Here is a 17,334-nt window from a genome sequence, read left to right on the forward strand (position 1 = left end):
CAGAAAAAGCAATGCCTCTCCTTTCCCGGACCGGCATTGCTTTTTATTGGAAGTACGCAGGGAATTTAAAGAGGTTTTTCATTGCGCTGGCTCCTGCATGCTCATTGTATTATTCGCTGTAGTCTTTCGTATTTTAATGTCCGGCGTTAAAATAATCGTGCGGCTGGATTGTTTTTTTCCTTTAATCTGATCTACAAGCGTCTGGGTAACAATTTCCCCCATTTCCACAATTGGCTGTGAAATCGTAGTCAGCGGGGGATAGCTTAGAACGGCGATGAACGTATCGTCAAAGCCTACTACAGAAAAATGCTCCGGTACATTTTTTCCTGCTTCCCTCGCGCCCTGGATGCCGCCGATAGCCAGAAAATCCGTTAAGGCAAATGCTGAGCTGACCGTACTGTCTTTTTCCAAAGCGTCTTTGACAGCTTGCGCTGCCTGCTGGGTCGTCATTAATCCTTCAATAATTTTAATATTATCTTTATCTGTTTCTGCTTCCTCGAAAGCTGCACAAAATCCTTTCAACCGATTCTGCTCACTTGAATTATCTAAATCCCCGACCAGCAAAAGAGCTTTTCGGTGGTTCAGCTCCAGCAAATGCTGGGCAGCTACATAACCGCCGCGAAAGTCATCCACCAATACAGTACTGACTGAGAGAGTCGGAATGTCCCGGGACACAAGCACTACGGGAATGTTCTGCTCCATGAATTCCTTGAGTGCTTTCATATTGTGCATCCCCGTGCCTAAAACTACCCCGTCCACCTTTTTTTGGTTCAGCCACCACAGGTATTGAACTTCTTTCTCCGGATCATTATCGGTGTTGCATATGACTACGCTGTACCCGTTTGCGTGCCCCGTGTCTTCAACACTTCTCGCCAGCTCCGCGAAAAAAGGATTCGCAATGTCCGGGATCACCAGTCCGATGGTATGCGTGTGCTTTCCTGTGAGTGCGGAAGCTACCATGCTCGGGTGATAACCTACCTCTTCAATGATTTTCAGTATCCGTTTTTTCGTTTTCTGTCCTACATCAGCTTTATCGTTGATTACTTTTGAAACCGTAGCAATCGAAACCCCCGCCCGCTCTGCCACATCGTATATGGTTGGTTTCATTTTTCTCCTCTTTCCCAGTTTTTTATTTCCTTCTTTCCTTCACTGTTTAGATTTATTGACGGTTTATTATAAACAAATAAATATTAGATATACAATTACTCCACACTTATGCCCTGGCAGCCGCAGGCTTCTCTTCCCAATATTTTCTATTACGAAAAGCCGGAGGACCTCCGGCTTTTCAAATTGGTTTTTTCTTTTGCCTGAAGCATTATTTCAGTCTTTCCAATGAATCATAGTTATTTTTATGACTTTATGACGACTTCACCTGCTTATCTGATTTTGCCTGCTCGCTTTTCGATTTTCGATCGAACCAAATCTGTTCAATTTCTTCGAGCGATTTATTTTTCGTTTCAGGAACGAATTTCCATATAAAGAAGAAGGCGAATGTGCTGACGGCACCGTAAATCATAAACGAGCCGACACCAAAAGCTGCATTCAGCGGCGGGAAGGTAGCTGAAGCTGTCAGGTTAGCACCCCAGAGGAGCGTCACCGCTAAAGACATAGCCTGGCCTCTGATTTTGTTTGGAAATATTTCTGAAAGCATTACCCAGGTAACAGCCCCCCAGGTCATTTGGAAAAAGGCGACAAATCCTAAGATGAATATGAGCGTCGCGACCCCATAGACGCCTGAGAAAAATAGTGTCGCTACAGTGAACAAACAAATCGCACAGCCCGCTGATCCGAGCAAAAGCAGAAATTTCCTGCCGTTTCTGTCAATCAGGCGAATAGCAATTAAGGAAACAACGACGCCGATAGCCCCCACTAATATAGTTTGCAGCATTGAAGCAGACTGTCCGGCACCGAGGCTTTCAAAAATACGCGGAGCATAGTAAAGGATGATGTTGATGCCGATAAACTGCTGCAAAACGGCAATGGTAAAGCCTACAGCCAGAACTAATTTTCCATAGTAAAACAAATTAACCTTCTGGGTTTTGGTATTAAGTGATTCCTGGATGCTTGAAAGTGTACGGCTTGCGGCTTCCTTGGACCCCTGTAATTTTTCCAGTACGTTATATGCCTGGGTATCTGCATTTTTAAGTGCCAGGTATCTTGGCGTTTCCGGAATAAACAACAGTAGTAAGAAAAACAGCGCTGCCGGCACAAGCTCCGAGGCGAACATCAGTCTCCAGCCAGTGTCATCAACCCATGCGCTTGACTGCCCCCGCACGATTCCCCAGTTGACGATATAAACTACAGTCTGTCCGAAAACGACAGCCATGTTGTACAAAACAACGAGCTTGCCCCGGATATGCTGGGGGCTCATTTCACTGATGTATACCGGTGCGATCGCTGAGGCAAGACCTACACCAATACCACCGAGAATACGGTAAAGGTTAAATGTAATTAACAAAGATAATGTCGGCTCTCCCCGGGTGAAAAAGAACAACTCCGGATAAGCAGAGCCCAGGGCTGATAAAGCAAACAAAGTCGCGGCAATGATCAACGTATTCCGCCGGCCGATACTGTTTGCGATCAATCCTGATATCAAGGCCCCGATAATACAACCTGCAAGTGCGCTTGAGACAGTCAAACCATGAACCAGTGATCCAAGCCCTAAGCTGTCTACCAGATATAGCTGCACTGATTGTTCTGCTCCGGCAATAACTGCTGTGTCATACCCGAAAAGCAGTCCGCCCAGCGAAGCAACGAGCGCCACTGAAACAATATAAAATCTTTGGCTGTTTTTCATTCAAATGTAAGAAGGGAATGATGCTCCCTTCCTTCCTCCTTTCTTTCCTCAAAGGAAATAGGCTCAATATGAGTCTTTGTTTTCGTCATTTCGAGAAAGAAGTTTATAAACCGCCAGCATACCCCTGACTGTTGAAAGCAACTTGTGAGAATTATCTGATCTTTATGCAAACATTTTGTCCGATGCCTCTTTTACATACTGGTAGGACCGCTCTCCTAAGCGGTATTTTTCCATTTCCCAGTAATCGGGCCGAAACAGCTCCAGGCCGACCATACGTATAGGCCCTGTTTTTTGTATTCTTTTACCAATTTCTTGTAATGGAATGACGCCAAGGCCTGGAAAAATGCGGTCTTTGTCTTCAAGCTCTTCGATTTTTGCATGCTCTGCATCATTAATGTGAAACACAAATATTTTTTCCGTCGGTATGTGGCCGATAGCATCCAGAGAGGAACCGCCAGTATAAAAGTGAAAAACGTCCAGTACGAGGCCTAGATTCTCACGGTCCACTTCATCCATAATTTCTTTAGCAGCTTCCATAGTTTTAATCGAAAAATTTTCGATGCCTATAAATTCAAGTGCAATGTTTACCTGATATTTACGGCCAATATCGCTCATTTCCTGAAGCATCTGTACGCTGTCTTTTACAATTTCTTCGTTTGAAACCTCCGGCGGCCTTGGGCTCGGTACAGCAATAACGTACGAGGAACCAGCAGCCTGGGCGATCCGGCACCATTTTTCCGTGTCTTTTAACACCTGCTCCCGTTCTTCTCCCTTTTTCAGGTTAAAGAATTCGATGGCATTAATGGCGTCTGCCTTAACGGATGACTGTTCGAAAAGCTTATTCAGCTCATCGAGTGTGCGATGCTTTAAAAATGCTTCGAGCTTATACGTTCTAAGCTCTACCACATCGTAGCCTGCATGCTCTGCAACCAGAATATCTTCCTCCAAAGTGCATTGATCCGTCGTAGAACCGTTTAAACCATACAGCATTGTCTTTCCCCCCTCTTCTATCCTTTACAGCACGTATACTTTGTCCTGGTACAGCTCCTGCATATTGATCCGCTTTCCGTTATTCATATAGGAACGGGTGGCAGCGAGCGCTACCTGCATGTTGATTTTCGAATCCACGGATGTCACCCGCGGCTGCTCTTCGCCTTTGACACATTTGATAAATTGTTCCAGCTCCTGCACATATGCTTCCCGGAACCGCATCTGGAAATTCGGTACAATCTCATGATTGCTGCCTGTGCTGCTTTGAACCGTGACGTCGCTGTTCCGCAGGGAGCCCACAAAAATGGCCCCTTCCGTTCCAATAATTTCGGCGCGGATGTCGTGGCCGTACGGGGAGTTCCGGCTTGCTTCCACATCACCCGCCCCGCCGTTTTCAAACTCCAGGTACGTAATGGCCTGGTCGACATCGTTGTATTCTTCCATGAATGGATTCATCAAAATCCGTCCGTGACCGGACACCGAGGAAATTTCCGAGCTCATTAAATACCGGGCGATATCATAATCATGAATCGAGCAGTCCAGAAAGATACCGCCGCTGTTTTTGATAAAGGAGGCCGGAGGAGAACCGCTGTCGCGGGTGAATCCTTTAAAATACATCGGCCTGCCAATTTCCCCGGCATCAATCCGCTGTTTGGCATCAAAGTATCCCGGGTCATACCGGCGCATAAAGCCCACCTGGCAGATGACGTCTGCTTGTTTCACCACATCAATGACCTCATCTGCTTCTTCAATCGTGGAGGTGAGCGGCTTTTCCACAAATATCTGTTTGCCGTGCGCCGCTGCCTTTTTAATCATTTCTGCATGCGTGCTCGTCGGTGTCACAATAACGACCGCGTCAATGTTCGGGTTTTGGAACACGTCTTCCGGGTGCGCGGTCCACGCAGGCACCCCAAGCTGGTCGGCAGCTCTTTCTGCATGCTCGGCAATCGGGTCGCAAATCAGCGTGAGCTCTGCCCCCTTTACTTTATTCATCATGTTGCTTGCGTGAAACATCCCCAGTCTTCCAAGACCTAACACTGCTACTCGTACATCCTGCTGTGCCATTGCATGTCCTCCTTTAATTAATTTCCACGCCCTCGGGTTTATAAATTTCAGAGATAGAGATCCATCCCCTTTTATTCACGGAACGTTCAACCGCCTCCAGGACAGCCTGGTTCATAACCCCATCTTCAAAGTTTGGTGCAGCGCTTACTCCCGCTGAAATATTGTCCATTAGAGAAGCTATTAAATTGACGAAGGTATGTTCATATCCGAGGATATGGGCTGCCGGCCAATAATTCCCCGCAAACGGGTGTGCTGCTTCCGTGCAGTTTATCGTTTTAAATCCCTGCAGCCCGGCTTCGTCTTCTTCAAAGTAAACCTCCAAATTGTTCATGTTTTCCATGTCCCAGCGGATGGAGCCTTTTTCTCCGTTAATTTCAAAGCGGTTGCCCGCACGGTTGCCCCGGCTGAAGCGGGAAGCTTCAAATGTTCCCATCGCCCCGTTTTGGAAGGTGGCAAGAAAAGCGGAAGCGTCATCTACCGTTACTTCGCCCCATTCGCCCTCACGAATTTCTGTCTGGAGATTGTGCACGGTGTCCCCAAGCGGACGCTCTTTAATAAAGGTCTTCATCATTCCAGCCACTTCATCAAATTCGCCCACCAGAAATCTGGCAAGGTCAATAATATGGGCCCCAAGATCACCAAGCGTACCCGAGCCTGAAATATTTTTCTGCATGCGCCAGGTGAGCGGGTAGTTTGGATCCATCAGCCAATCCTGCAAAAACGTGGCACGGATGTGATAAATACGCCCAAGTTTTCCGCTGTCAATCAGCTGTTTGGCAAATTGAACTGCCGGCGCAAACCGGTAATTATGGCAGAGCATATGAGTGACATTGTTTTTCTTTACTGCATCGCGCATCCGGACCGCTTCTTCTACGGACAAGGCCAGCGGTTTTTCGCAGAGTACATGCTTCCCGGCTTCCGCTGCCGCAATGGCAATCTCACTGTGAGTATCATTCGGGGTCACAATATCAACTAAATCAATATCGCTTCGGTCGACGAGGGAACGCCAATCTGTCGCATGCCGGGCCCAGCCCATCTTTTCAGCGGCCGGCCCAACTCTCGAGGAGTCCCTCCCAACGATCGTGTCCAGTTTCGGTGTTACCGGGCTGTCAAAATAGAAAGGGACGTCCCGGTATGCATGGCTGTGCGCCCTCCCCATCATTTTGTAGCCCACCATGCCAACATTAATCGTTTTCTTTTCTTCTCCCACTTTTTCTCCACCTCCATGTATTCTCTTTGTGCCGGGAGCTGCTGTTTAATGTATATACTCCCTTTAATTTACTTAAGCGCTTAAGTAAATATTAAAAAATTATGCTTCCTTTAGAGCTTTTATCCGGCTCGAAAAATCTATTTCTTCGCCCGTTCTGGCGCTTTCATAAATAGCATTGATAAGCATAGTTAATTGATAAGCGTCATCAACATCCACAGGAGGGGCTGTTTTATTAACCAGCGCGTCAACAAACAATCTGTCCTCTTCAATGTATCCGCCCTTTTCATAAAAAGGAACCTGCGTGTAATCCTCGGCTATCATTTGCTGCTCCAGTCCGGGGGACAGGCGCACCGTCTCAAGCTCTGCGGTTGTAGCTGTAGAATATTTTCCGTAAATTTCGACTGCTTCAAATGGGAAGCTCCAGCCCGAATGGGCAGAAGATACAAGTGTGGCAATACTGCCATTTTCAAACGTTACCAGCACGGCAAAATCATCAAATTCATTATCAGAGATGTTCTGTCTCGCCTCACAGCGAACGGTTTTTACCGGCCCGAAAAAATACGGCAGCAGGTCGATTTGATGAATCGTCGTTTCATACAGGAAGCCGCCTGTTTTGTTTGAGTCTGCCGTCCAAGCCGGCTTGAGCAGCTCACCGCGGTTAAGCTTGAACTGCCCGAGATAAGGGTCCAGCTCTCCTGCCTCAATCCACTCCTTTACCTTTTTATAGGTATTTGCGTACCGGCGGTTCATTCCTAAATTGTAAATCCCCTTCGATCCTTTTGCCGCTGCCCGAATCTTTTCCGCGCCTTCCTCGGTTACAGCCATCGGCTTTTCACTAAACACATTCAATCCTTCTTCGAGGCATTTAATAACGGGCTCTACATGTGTTGTATTTGGCGTAGTTACATATACCGTGTCGACCCCTAAGCTGATCAATTCGTCCAGCGTTTCGACGGCCTGAACATTTCCTTCAAGAGAGCCCGCTAATTTTCTGGCATTATCCAGCACAATATCTGCGACTCCAGTAATTTCTACTCGTTCATCCTCCTGCAGGATAGAACCGTGCACAGAAGCAATGAAGCCCGAGCCTAAAAACCCTACTTTGATTTTTTCCATGTGTGAACCTCCCGAAAATAGAGTAAGCGCTTTCGTAATATATACTTATTGTAATTAAATCATCTCTATATGTAAACCCTTACAAATAAATTTAATACATTCATTTGAAATTATGTGTGCTTTTCCTTTCCTCTTAGTGCTGTGTTAGCGCCTGGTCTATAGCGGAATTTTTATAGTATATTTTTATTTGCTGAAAAAATCTATACATGAATATAAAAATCAATCCGCTATTAACTATCAACCTCTCAAAAGTTTTGTCAGCATTCTGCTTCGTTTTTATGTTTTTCAATAAACAAGCCATTCTTTGCCGAAAACCCTGAATTACGTTGCCTATATTGCACTTGCCGCTCCTGCACTTAATGCAGATCCAAAACTTAAACGCTTCTTTGATGGCACATACTGCATCACCTCTTCTCTTCCAGACGACAAAATGGCAATGCCTGTGGAAGGAATGGATGCTGCATTTATTCCGGAAGTATTGACAGCTGCATCAAAAATCCGCATTTCTGGCGAATTACGTGAAAACGGAATTATCTTAGGGACGCCGGAGAGTTTGTTTTTATATGCTGATGAACTATGGGTAGCTATGCATAAAGATATAGAAGCATTGTTCCGTGCTTGCATCCTTTTGCCATGCAAGGGGTTTTTATTCGTTTTCTTCTTGACGTCCAACCATTAAAAGCTGACTGGGAATTTTATAATATTGGTGTTTCTTCGCACCGTTCAGCTTACTAGTAAAACATTGTTTTCCCCGTAATCATTGCTGAAGCATGTTTCATATGCTCCCCCTCCCCGCCTTTACAAAATCTTAATAATTCCTTTATTTACATTACAGGTGATTATCCTTTAAAACTATAGAGGGTATTGCAGTGTCCCGTGTTCGATAGACTTCAAGGGGAGGAATCATTGTTTTGGATATACAATCGCTTTTGTTTACATTTCTCGGTGGCTTAGGAATCTTTCTGTTTGGTATCAAGTTTATGGGGGATGGCCTGCAGAAGATTGCCGGTGACGGACTCCGGAACCTGTTGGATAAATTTACGAGCAACCCGTTTTTAGGTGTGCTCACAGGTGCGGTAGTTACGATTCTTATTCAGTCGAGTTCAAGCACCACTGTTTTAACTGTAGGGCTGGTCAGCGCAGGATTTATGACACTGCGGCAGGCCATCGGTGTCATTATGGGAGCAAACATCGGTACTACGGTGACGGCTTTTATTATCGGAATTGATTTGGAAGCTTACGCTCTTCCGATTCTATTTCTAGGAACAGTACTGATCTTTTTCTTTAAAAATAAAAAAACGAACAACATTGGCCAGACCTTGTTTGGCTTTGGTGCCTTGTTTTATGGCTTAACTTTGATGGGCGAAGGAGTAGCGCCCTTAGAGAATCTTCCGGCCTTTAACGACTTAACCATCAGTATGAGTGAAAATCCGTTGCTTGGTGTCCTTGTCGGCGTCCTCTTTACCGTCGGCCTGCAAAGTTCTTCAGCAACAATCGGCCTGCTTCAGGAGCTGTTCAGCCAGGGGGCCATTCCGCTAGAAGCTGCCCTGCCAATCCTGTTTGGTGACAATATCGGAACCACCATAACCGCAGTAATTGCGGCCATCGGAGCTTCGGTGGCGGCCAAGCGGGCAGCGATGGTGCACGTGATCTTCAACATGCTCGGGGCAGCAATTGTGCTGATACTGCTCGTTCCATACACCGCCTTTATCAGCTATCTTCAGGGCGCCCTGCAGCTGAATCCGCCCATGACAATCGCGTTTGCCCACGGTATATTTAACCTGGCCAACGTATTGATTCAGCTGCCTTTTGTCGGAATCCTGGCGTACATTGTCACTAAGCTGGTGCCAAGCCGCGAAGAGGAGATAGATTATCAAACAAAGCACCTTGACCCGCTCTTTATTCAACAGTCGCCATCCATCGCCCTCGACCAGGCGAAGCTGGAAACACTCCGTATGGCTGAGTATGCAGAAAAAGGGCTGAAGCAGAGCGAAACGTATGTAGGGACCCAAAATAAAAAGGCTGCGGAAAAAATCGTCCGCTACGAAGAAGCCGTCAATAACCTGGACAAAAACATTACTAATTATTTAACAGGTATTTCTTCAAGATCTCTTTCTTCTGAAAGCTCACGCCAGCATTCTGTTCTAATGGATACTACGCGCGACATTGAACGCGTGAGCGACCACGTGGAAAACTTAATGGAACTCGTTGATTACCAGGTATCGAATAAAGTGACACTTTCGCCGGAAGCCTACAAGGACTTAAATGAGATGTACGAATTAACCACAAGCACATTTTCCCGGTCCATTGAAGCACTCGAGAAGGACGACCGGGAAATCGCCGGGCGGGTACTGACTCAGGAAGAAGACATTGACCGAATGGAACGGCAACTGCGCAAAAAGCACATTATACGTCTCAATGAAGGACAGTGCTCCGGCTCTGCGGGCATCGTTTTTGTTGATATGCTGAGCAATTTAGAGCGTATCGGCGACCATGCTGTAAACATTGCAGAAACCGTGCTTGATGATGATCGTGAAACCCAGCAAAGCAGTTAAAAATCAGGCAGCGTCCCTAATTTTAGTTGGGGCGCTGCTTTCTTTTGTCCTGATAAACGAACGTGAGCACCACAAACTGTTTAGGGGGCCGTGGCCTTCCATTAATTTCTTCATTTTTATGTTCACGCTTATAATTTACCATTTTTAAACATATAAACCACATTTCATCTAAATACCTATTGTAAAAGAAATAAAAATCTAACATACTAATTTAAATGATAACTTTTAGAAAGAGGGGCTTGAAATGAAAAAGAAAAATAGTACAGATTGTCCAAAAGTACTGGCCGAGCTGGATGAAAAACAAGCACGTCTTGATAAGTATCGCAAAGAAATACGAGAAGGCAATAACAAAGAAGTTACAGATCTCGGGGATTTAAGCAGACCTCTCCATAACAAAAAAAGATAAACTGGCCTCTATATATCTTGATTTGCTGCATTTTGAAGTTTACAGGTATACGATTGAGCCGGTTTTCCACTCATAGCCTCCGCTTCTTCTGCATTAAAAAGAGCCTTCCCGCTTTTACTGGGCAGGGAATGCTCTTTTTGTTATTGTTAATTTTACATACAGGCGCTTTTTCTTTTTTATATATTTAGTTTTAAGCGTACTTTCCAGTTTTATCATCAGTACCCTCTTCTCTCTTTGAAAGGAGCGACTGAGCCTATGTGGAATTTTATCAAATTGTATTTTGGACTTGCTGTCGGCCTGGCAGTCTTTTTTGCACTGGTTTTACTAGCTGCCGGCGCCTACGGATAAGCCCCCTCTTAAACCGGAGGATGATATTCATCCACAATAAAAGGACTTTTAGACCTCCTGGAGAGATGTCTAAAAGTCCTTTATTTTTATAACACATGTACTTTCTGTTCTAACTTTAATCCTGCTTGTGCAATTCCATCTCAATATTAATTTTCACGTCTTCGCCAACGAGCACGCCGCCCGTTTCAAGTGTAGCGTTCCAGGTTAAGCCAAATTCTTTACGGTTGACAGTAGTTTGGCCGCTGAACCCGGCTACCATATTTCCGCTCATCGGATCTTTGCTTTGGCCCTCAAACGTGACGTCTAAGGTAACCTCTTTCGTCGTGCCTTTAATCGTAAGATCGCCTGTCACATCATATTCGCTTTCACCTGTTTTTTTAACTTCCTTGCCGACAAATGTCATTTTAGGATAGTTTTCAGCATCAAAGAAATCCGCAGACCGTAAATGGCCATCACGATTTTCATCACTGGTATTAATGCTTGCTACATCAATCACCACTTCAATTTCTGCATCTGTTAAGTCTTCCACATCCACTTTTAACGTTGCGTCAAATTGATCAAACGTGCCCTTCGCTCTTGAGATCATCATGTGCTTTACCGAAAAGCCAATTTCACTGTGCACGGGGTCGACTGTCCAGACTGTTTTCGCCATAAGTAACTCCTCCTAAAAATACATTTATATAAACTAATGAAACTACAGATAGTATAAAGGTATCAAGTCTTTAAATCTACTTTTTCGACTTTGAAATAACAAATATTCCGTTATTTCCAAATAATTGTTCTTATTTTCGAGGAAGTTTTTGTCTTCTACTATGATTTTACTTTACAATAATTGAGAAGGCAGTTACCTATTTGAACCCAGCTGCAGGGCTCTTTTCTTCTGGCCTTTTCGAGTAATACCAGTATGTTAATGTTGAAAGGAGATTTTACGATGAAGTTTTCCGTACCAGCACTTTTTCTTGGCTTAACTGTTTTTCTTTCCGGGTGCGGCGGCAGTGATGGAGGCAATGGGTCTGAAAGCACTAGTGAAAACGCCGAGGCTCAAACCATGGATGTCATCGCTACTGACTTCGAGTTCGATCAGGAAGAATACACGGTTGACGCCGGTGAGCCTGTAAACGTCAGCTTAACGAGCCAGGAAGGCGGCCACGGCCTTGCTATCGACAGCTTTGACATAGATATTCAAGGCGAAGGCGAAGCAACGTTCACGCCAGAAGAGCCGGGGAGATATAACATTTACTGTAGCGTGCCTTGCGGCGAAGGCCATGCGGACATGACCGCTACACTTATTGTCCAGTAAGCCCAGACAGTTTTATTTAGTTTCCTATTGGATAAAAAAGCCGCCGTTCCTGAATCCAGGGACGGCGGCTTCGATTAGTCGGTTTTTATTCTTTGATAGGAAGCGGCGCTTCGGGCGACACCAATCTTTCTTGGCGCAGCTCCTGCCAGAACCCAGCCGGAATATTAGCGTTTAATGCTTCAAGGTTGTCCTGAATCCGCTGTGGGCGGCTTGCTCCAGGTATTACAGCTGCCACTGCGGGATGGGCCGCTGAAAATTGCAGGGAGGCTGCAATTAAGCTGACATTGTGGCGCTCGGCAATAGTCTTCATTTGCTCGACACGGGAAGCAATTTCAGGCGGAATATCCGAATATTCGTACGTCGAGCCGCCAGCCAGAACACCTGAACCAAATGGCGCACCAACAATAATGCTGACATTCTGTTTTTCAGCCGCCGGCATTAAGCGCTGCAGGGCGTGCTCATGGTTAAGCAGCGTGTATCGTGTTGCCTGCAGACTGATATCCGGATTGGAATTTTCAAGGTCAAGGGCAAGTTCAATTGGTTCTGTGCGGTTTACTCCAATCCCCCAGGATTGGATGACTCCCTCTTCGCGAAGTTTAGTCAGTTCACGGAAGGCGCCTGTTCTTGCTTCCTCAAATTTGGCAAGCCATTCGTCTCCCTGAAAATCCGGGGAAATATCATGCACATATACAAAGTCGAGTCGATCCATCTGCAGACGCTCCAGGCTCTGCTCAATCGACCGGCGTGTACCTTCTGCAGTATAATCATCAATAACTTTGTTTTTGCGGCCATTGGCAAACAGCCCTTCTTTTTCTTCTGTTTCGTCTAAAATGTACCGGCCGACTTTTGTACTTAATACATAATCGTCGCGATTATGCTTAGCTAAGGCTTTTCCTGTACGCAGCTCCGCAAGCCCTGCTCCGTAAAAAGGCGCGGTGTCGAAGTAACGGATGCCGTGCTCCCAGGCTGCTTCAATTGTCTCTATAGCTTCCTCCTCCGGAATTTCGCGGTACATATTCCCAAGCGGCGCTGTTCCAAAGCCAAGTTTTCCTTCCTGCTTTAAGTTTATCATTATCGGTTTCCTCCTTTATAAAGGTTCTTAACAGTCGTATTTAACTTTACTGGCTGCCATACTTCATCTGAAGTGATCCAGCTTCCTGACAATGATCACTTTAAATTAGTTACCGTTCACGGGAGGGTTTAAACATAGATGTCTCATTCAAAAACTTCAGGCTGGCTTCGTCTCGGCCCGTGTTAATGCTGCCTTCTCATTGCTCACTTGAATATCCAGCTTATAAACCGATATTATTATAAAAACTACATCAATTTGGAGGCTACGTATGAAAAACGGTTGCGATATTTGTATGCCCGGACAGCAGGGCTATACTTTTATTTTCGAAAACGGGCAGTCACCTGCCATTCTTAATCCTTATTTTGCTGAACACAAGAACTACCAGTGGCAGCAATTAGAGGACCATATAGCATGGATGGAAGAAACTATTGCTTTTGATTTACTCGATTACCTGGAGGTGCATTACAATCCCAACGAGATTTTTGTCTACCGGGCCACAAAAGATGCTCCGCTGGAGAACACAGCAGCCAGGCAGCCCCTCCGTTCACTTCATGATTATAAAGAAACAGCCTGGATCGACGACATTATCGATCAGGAGCAAATCCAGTCGCACTACCAGCCTATTGTCCAGCGCGAATACGGAAGCTATACCATTATCGGCCACGAACTCCTTTCCCGCGGAAAAGGAGCAGACGGAAGCACGATTGCCCCATTTTTTCTGCTTGAAGCAGCCCGTATCCGCAACCGCCTGTTTGCGCTTGACCGTGTCTGCCGCATGGCTTCTGTTAAAAATGCAGCCACCATTAAAGATAAGCTGATTTTCATCAATTTTATTCCAACTGCTATTTATGTACCCGAGCACTGCTTATCAACCACGATCCGCCTGATAAATGAAAGGGGAATCGCGCCGGAAAATGTCGTTTTCGAGGTTGTAGAAAGCGATGAAGTCCAGGACATTGGGCATTTAAAAGCGATTCTTAACTATTACCGGAAACATGGCTTTAAATACGCTCTCGATGATGTCGGCACCGGGGCCAATGATCTCAAAAAGCTTTCCTACCTTGAGCCGGATATTGTGAAACTGGCCAGAGAGTATTCTGACGGAGTAAGCAGGGATCACGAAAAGCAAAAAGTTGCGGCGGCATTACTCCAGGTCGCTGCCCATACTGGTTCTCAGCCGCTTGCCGAAGGAATTGAACGTAAAGAAGACGCCGACTATTTAGCAGAAATGGGGTACGAATTGTTTCAGGGCTACTATTTCGCCAAACCGCAGGCCCAGCCGTTGGACGCCCTTCCACGCACCTTGAATACTAACCATTGATTTTAAAAGCATGTGTCCGGCACATGCTTGAAGGCAGTATGCCCTACTCCCTCTTCTTTGTTTTAATTCTTTAGTCACAGGGAAAAGTTACGATGCCACACTTATTATAAATAAATCCTCATATGGAAGGGGTGCTTTTCTCATGAAAAGACTTGAAGGTTACACATCTATAATAACTGGAGGCGCAGGGGGTATTGGTAAAGCTGCGGCTAAGAAATTCCTTCTAGAAGGCGCCAATGTCATGCTCGTGGATATGAATCAGGAATCGTTGGACAGCGTTAAAGCTGAACTCGATGAATATGGCCCTGTAGAAACGACAGTGGCCGATGTTACGAATGAAGATGACGTAAAAAATTATGTAGATCAAACAGTGAAACAGTTTGGAACAGTAGATGTCTTTTTTAACAACGCAGGCATCGAAGGCAAAGTAGCTCCTATTCCAGAGCAGAGCGCTGACGATTTCATGAAGGTAATGAACGTCAACGTATTAGGGAGCTTCCTCGGATTAAAATACGTGATGCCCGTCATGGCGAAGCAAAACAGTGGCAGCATCATAAACACTTCCTCTGTTGCAGGGTTGATGGGGTCCCCGGGCGTTAGTCCGTACACCACCTCCAAGCACGGTGTAGTGGGATTGACCAAAACAGCGGCTCTCGAAGTAGCCGACTCCAACGTTCGTGTTAACTCCATTCACCCATCGCCGGTAAACACCCGGATGATGCGTTCACTCGAGAAAGGATTTAACCCGGACGATGCGGAATCTGCCCGCACCGAGCAGGAGCAGGCGATACCAATGAACCGCTACGGAGAATCTGAGGATATCGCAAACCTTGCATTATTTCTTGCTTCTGATGAATCCAACTTTATTAGCGGTTCCCAGTATCGCATCGACGGCGGAATGGCAGCTAAGTAAAAATTCACTTGTACAGAAGGCCCCGCGGCTTCAGCGCCGGGGGCCTTCTATCTTCCAGTCCGAATTATATATCTATAAATTGGTTACCCTTTTCTGTCACTACCGGATCTATATATTCCACCTTTTCATCTTTTTCATCTGTAACTTTTTCGGCTTCAAGCATTGCTTCTTGGATCAAATAATCAAAGTGGACTTCTTCATTGGAGTCGTCCGGGGAAATCGTCCCTTCTTCCTTAGCAGCAATGCGGGCGATCAGCAGCAGCTCTTTTAATAAATCGTTATTCATACTTCTCCTCCTCCACTACTGACATGTGTTGCAGGTGAAAATTATAAGGTTTTTAATTTTGGCGCTCTTTATGCGCAAGGTTTAACTGGTGCACCGTCCACACCAGCTCATTTTTTTGATCATTGACTTCATCCGGAAAAAAGGCTCCATACATATAGCCTTCGCTTTGTTTTTCTTTCCGCTTTATACATCCGTGAAGAGTGAAATGTTTATAGAGCGCGCGAAAGGAAAAGGTTAAAAGCACACGGTCAGTGACTGGCAGGTTCAAACGGGAGAAAAAACGCATGCCCCCTCCGGAAAGATCATAGATCGCCATACTCCCTTCCGCGCTGTTCACGGTAACGCTATCCATCTGATAAATAAAAAAGGTCCCATGCAGTGGTTGAATTTCAAAATAGTAGCGTAGATTTTTTCTTGAATCCGGCATATCCTTCTCCTTTATCTTCATACGGAATATGTGCTTTATCAATAGTATATAGACTCTATCTTTCGATTTCAAAAGCGTTTTTCCAGCTTCCTCTCTACATTTTTAATAAAGATTGACTTTGTGCTTGCTTCGGAATATGATTAGTATAGATTAAAAGGGGAGTAGCTTTCCTGCATCCGCATCGTCATGACGGGCTTTAGCGCCCCGGTGCTGATGGTAGTTATCAAACTATAAGCGAGACCTTTTCTTCTTCGTAACAGTTACGGGGAGGAAAAGGTTTTTTTACGCCTTTTCCTTCGGATCATTCAGGTAAAAGGCTATTAATATGCCTTTTCTTATAAGGGGAGAAAAGGAATGGATGCAAGTTTATTAATGGAATACAGTTGGGTGCTGGTCATTCTGGTTTTGCTTGAAGGCGTGCTGGCAGCAGATAACGCGATGGTATTGGCAGTAATGGTGAAGGACCTTCCTGAAAAACAGCGGAAAAAGGCCTTGTTTTACGGGTTGTTCGGAGCTTTTCTATTTCGCTTCGGATCACTTTTTATCATCAGCTTTTTGGCGGGTGTCTGGCAGGTGCAGGCGATCGGGGCCGCTTATCTTCTATACATTGCCATTAACCATATTATCAGGCATATGGTCCGCCACCACCAGCACCAAAACGAGGTTGCTGTAACGAACGAAACTAAGTCGCCCGGCTTCTGGAAAACTGTTTTAAAGGTAGAGCTTGCAGATATTGCGTTTGCCGTCGATTCGATTCTTGCTGGTGTCGCTCTTGCTATTACCCTGCCTGCCTCCGGTCTCCCGTCTATTGGAGGCCTTGATGGTGGAATCTTCGCGGTTATTTTGTTCGGTGGATTGATCGGGGTTGTTATTATGCGTTTTGCTGCCGGTAAGTTTGTTATCCTGCTGGAAAAACGCCCTGGCCTCGAAATTACTGCCTTTGTTATCGTTGGCTGGGTTGGGGTAAAGCTTGCCGTCTATGCTTTGAGTCATCCGGCACTGCACATCATTCCGGAAGCTTTCTCCCATTCGCCGCTTTGGAAGGCTTCCTTCTATATCATTCTCGTTGTGATCGCAGTTAGCGGCTGGTTTTTATCCAGTCCGAAAATAGAAGATGAAACAGCAAAAGAACGTTAAATAATTAAAATTCTATTCAGTATTATTGCAATTAGCTTTGCATATAAACCAGGCGCCTTTAAGCAGATAAAAGCTTGAGGGTGCTTTTTTACAAATTCTTCAAGCCTAGCCTGGACGTTTATTTATATAGATTGAAGGTAAAAAGAGATGAGAATAAAATTTAATTTTACGGCTGACAATAATGATTATTCTTTTGGTGGCCTGTCCACCCAGGAATTTGCTTACAGGCACCCAGAAAAAACAGAAGCATTTATATTAATCAGCAGCTTTCCAAAGATAATAAGAACGCTTTTGTTGGCCGGAATGTCCTGACTGGGCATCTGGAGCACGTATGAAAATTTGCTTGGAACGCTTGGCGAAGGCCTTGCTTTCACCCGTACAAAAAAGTAGG

General features: G+C 45.4%; 17 protein-coding genes. 7 read left to right on the forward strand and 10 right to left on the reverse strand.

What is annotated here, in order from left to right; translation table 11 throughout:
• Positions 1-78 precede the first annotated feature (78 nt).
• The 6 genes from B5066_RS15165 to B5066_RS15190 form a co-directional block, all read right to left on the reverse strand.
• Positions 79-1,107: a LacI family DNA-binding transcriptional regulator gene (locus B5066_RS15165; RefSeq protein WP_079476739.1), complete on the reverse strand. Its 1,029-nt coding sequence runs from the start codon at positions 1,105-1,107 to the stop codon at positions 79-81.
• A gap of 250 nt (positions 1,108-1,357) precedes the next feature.
• Positions 1,358-2,797 carry a sugar porter family MFS transporter gene (locus tag B5066_RS15170; RefSeq protein WP_079476740.1) on the reverse strand — a complete coding sequence of 480 codons (1,440 nt, stop codon included), beginning with the start codon at positions 2,795-2,797 and terminating at the stop codon, positions 1,358-1,360.
• A 162-nt stretch (positions 2,798-2,959) separates the two neighbouring features.
• Positions 2,960-3,787 (reverse strand): sugar phosphate isomerase/epimerase family protein, encoded by an 828-nt coding sequence (locus tag B5066_RS15175; RefSeq protein WP_079476741.1) that lies wholly within the window; start codon positions 3,785-3,787, stop codon positions 2,960-2,962.
• A gap of 24 nt (positions 3,788-3,811) precedes the next feature.
• A complete protein-coding gene (locus tag B5066_RS15180) occupies positions 3,812-4,852 on the reverse strand; it encodes a Gfo/Idh/MocA family oxidoreductase (protein WP_079476742.1) in 1,041 nt (346 codons plus the stop codon).
• A 13-nt stretch (positions 4,853-4,865) separates the two neighbouring features.
• On the reverse strand, positions 4,866-6,062 hold the full coding sequence (locus tag B5066_RS15185) for a Gfo/Idh/MocA family protein (RefSeq protein WP_425320083.1): 1,197 nt from the start codon (positions 6,060-6,062) through the stop codon (positions 4,866-4,868).
• 99 nt (positions 6,063-6,161) lie between these two features.
• Entirely contained in the window at positions 6,162-7,178 is a 1,017-nt protein-coding gene (locus tag B5066_RS15190; protein WP_079476743.1) for a Gfo/Idh/MocA family protein, read from the reverse strand.
• A gap of 304 nt (positions 7,179-7,482) precedes the next feature.
• Between B5066_RS15190 and B5066_RS15195 the strand changes: the two genes are divergently transcribed.
• From B5066_RS15195 to B5066_RS16855, 3 genes are all read left to right on the forward strand, one after another.
• Positions 7,483-7,857 carry a hypothetical protein gene (locus B5066_RS15195; RefSeq protein WP_079476744.1) on the forward strand — a complete coding sequence of 125 codons (375 nt, stop codon included), beginning with the start codon at positions 7,483-7,485 and terminating at the stop codon, positions 7,855-7,857.
• 232 nt (positions 7,858-8,089) lie between these two features.
• Positions 8,090-9,733, forward strand: coding sequence for a Na/Pi cotransporter family protein (locus tag B5066_RS15200; RefSeq protein WP_425320084.1), 1,644 nt, complete (start codon positions 8,090-8,092; stop codon positions 9,731-9,733).
• Positions 9,734-9,977: 244 nt separating this feature from the next.
• Positions 9,978-10,139 (forward strand): hypothetical protein, encoded by a 162-nt coding sequence (locus B5066_RS16855; protein ID WP_158219059.1) that lies wholly within the window; start codon positions 9,978-9,980, stop codon positions 10,137-10,139.
• A gap of 463 nt (positions 10,140-10,602) precedes the next feature.
• Here B5066_RS16855 and B5066_RS15205 read toward each other — a convergent pair whose 3' ends face one another.
• Positions 10,603-11,139: a YceI family protein gene (locus B5066_RS15205; protein WP_079476746.1), complete on the reverse strand. Its 537-nt coding sequence runs from the start codon at positions 11,137-11,139 to the stop codon at positions 10,603-10,605.
• Positions 11,140-11,418: 279 nt separating this feature from the next.
• Between B5066_RS15205 and B5066_RS15210 the strand changes: the two genes are divergently transcribed.
• Entirely contained in the window at positions 11,419-11,787 is a 369-nt protein-coding gene (locus B5066_RS15210; protein ID WP_079476747.1) for a cupredoxin domain-containing protein, read from the forward strand.
• An 85-nt stretch (positions 11,788-11,872) separates the two neighbouring features.
• On the opposite strand, the gene B5066_RS15215 is transcribed toward B5066_RS15210, so the two are convergent.
• Positions 11,873-12,859, reverse strand: a complete 987-nt coding sequence (locus tag B5066_RS15215; RefSeq protein ID WP_079476748.1) for an aldo/keto reductase — start codon at positions 12,857-12,859, stop codon at positions 11,873-11,875.
• A 268-nt stretch (positions 12,860-13,127) separates the two neighbouring features.
• On the opposite strand from B5066_RS15215, the gene B5066_RS15220 reads away from it, so the two are divergent.
• Both B5066_RS15220 and B5066_RS15225 read left to right on the forward strand, forming a co-directional pair.
• The gene (locus B5066_RS15220; protein ID WP_079476749.1) at positions 13,128-14,180 is read left to right on the forward strand and encodes an EAL domain-containing protein; all 1,053 of its coding nucleotides are present in this window, start codon (positions 13,128-13,130) and stop codon (positions 14,178-14,180) included.
• Between the two features lie 142 nt (positions 14,181-14,322).
• Positions 14,323-15,093 (forward strand): SDR family NAD(P)-dependent oxidoreductase, encoded by a 771-nt coding sequence (locus tag B5066_RS15225; protein WP_079476750.1) that lies wholly within the window; start codon positions 14,323-14,325, stop codon positions 15,091-15,093.
• Between the two features lie 64 nt (positions 15,094-15,157).
• Here the strand turns inward: B5066_RS15225 and B5066_RS15230 are convergent, their stop codons facing one another.
• Together B5066_RS15230 and B5066_RS15235 are read right to left on the reverse strand one after the other, a co-directional pair.
• Positions 15,158-15,379: a hypothetical protein gene (locus tag B5066_RS15230; protein ID WP_079476751.1), complete on the reverse strand. Its 222-nt coding sequence runs from the start codon at positions 15,377-15,379 to the stop codon at positions 15,158-15,160.
• Positions 15,380-15,431: 52 nt separating this feature from the next.
• Entirely contained in the window at positions 15,432-15,806 is a 375-nt protein-coding gene (locus B5066_RS15235) for a PilZ domain-containing protein (protein ID WP_079476752.1), read from the reverse strand.
• A gap of 354 nt (positions 15,807-16,160) precedes the next feature.
• Here B5066_RS15235 and B5066_RS15240 point away from each other — a divergent pair, with 354 nt between their 5' ends.
• Complete coding sequence (locus tag B5066_RS15240) at positions 16,161-16,943, forward strand: TerC family protein (protein WP_079476753.1); 783 nt, start codon at positions 16,161-16,163, stop codon at positions 16,941-16,943.
• Positions 16,944-17,334 lie beyond the last annotated feature (391 nt).

The organism is Marinococcus halophilus (assembly GCF_900166605.1).
Taxonomy (GTDB): domain Bacteria; phylum Bacillota; class Bacilli; order Bacillales; family Marinococcaceae; genus Marinococcus; species Marinococcus halophilus.

Excerpts from the sequence above, each read along its gene's own strand:
- B5066_RS15220 (WP_079476749.1), top strand. The coding sequence starts at position 13,128 with ATGAAAAACGGTTGCGATATTTGTATGCCCGGACAGCAGGGCTATACT.
- B5066_RS15175 (WP_079476741.1), bottom strand. The coding sequence starts at position 3,787 with ATGCTGTATGGTTTAAACGGTTCTACGACGGATCAATGCACTTTGGAG.
- B5066_RS15190 (WP_079476743.1), bottom strand. The coding sequence starts at position 7,178 with ATGGAAAAAATCAAAGTAGGGTTTTTAGGCTCGGGCTTCATTGCTTCT.
- B5066_RS15230 (WP_079476751.1), bottom strand. The coding sequence starts at position 15,379 with ATGAATAACGATTTATTAAAAGAGCTGCTGCTGATCGCCCGCATTGCT.
- B5066_RS15215 (WP_079476748.1), bottom strand. The coding sequence starts at position 12,859 with ATGATAAACTTAAAGCAGGAAGGAAAACTTGGCTTTGGAACAGCGCCG.
- B5066_RS15205 (WP_079476746.1), bottom strand. The coding sequence starts at position 11,139 with ATGGCGAAAACAGTCTGGACAGTCGACCCCGTGCACAGTGAAATTGGC.
- B5066_RS15165 (WP_079476739.1), bottom strand. The coding sequence starts at position 1,107 with ATGAAACCAACCATATACGATGTGGCAGAGCGGGCGGGGGTTTCGATT.
- B5066_RS15235 (WP_079476752.1), bottom strand. The coding sequence starts at position 15,806 with ATGCCGGATTCAAGAAAAAATCTACGCTACTATTTTGAAATTCAACCA.
- B5066_RS16855 (WP_158219059.1), top strand. The coding sequence starts at position 9,978 with ATGAAAAAGAAAAATAGTACAGATTGTCCAAAAGTACTGGCCGAGCTG.
- B5066_RS15210 (WP_079476747.1), top strand. The coding sequence starts at position 11,419 with ATGAAGTTTTCCGTACCAGCACTTTTTCTTGGCTTAACTGTTTTTCTT.
- B5066_RS15170 (WP_079476740.1), bottom strand. The coding sequence starts at position 2,797 with ATGAAAAACAGCCAAAGATTTTATATTGTTTCAGTGGCGCTCGTTGCT.
- B5066_RS15225 (WP_079476750.1), top strand. The coding sequence starts at position 14,323 with ATGAAAAGACTTGAAGGTTACACATCTATAATAACTGGAGGCGCAGGG.
- B5066_RS15240 (WP_079476753.1), top strand. The coding sequence starts at position 16,161 with ATGGATGCAAGTTTATTAATGGAATACAGTTGGGTGCTGGTCATTCTG.
- B5066_RS15180 (WP_079476742.1), bottom strand. The coding sequence starts at position 4,852 with ATGGCACAGCAGGATGTACGAGTAGCAGTGTTAGGTCTTGGAAGACTG.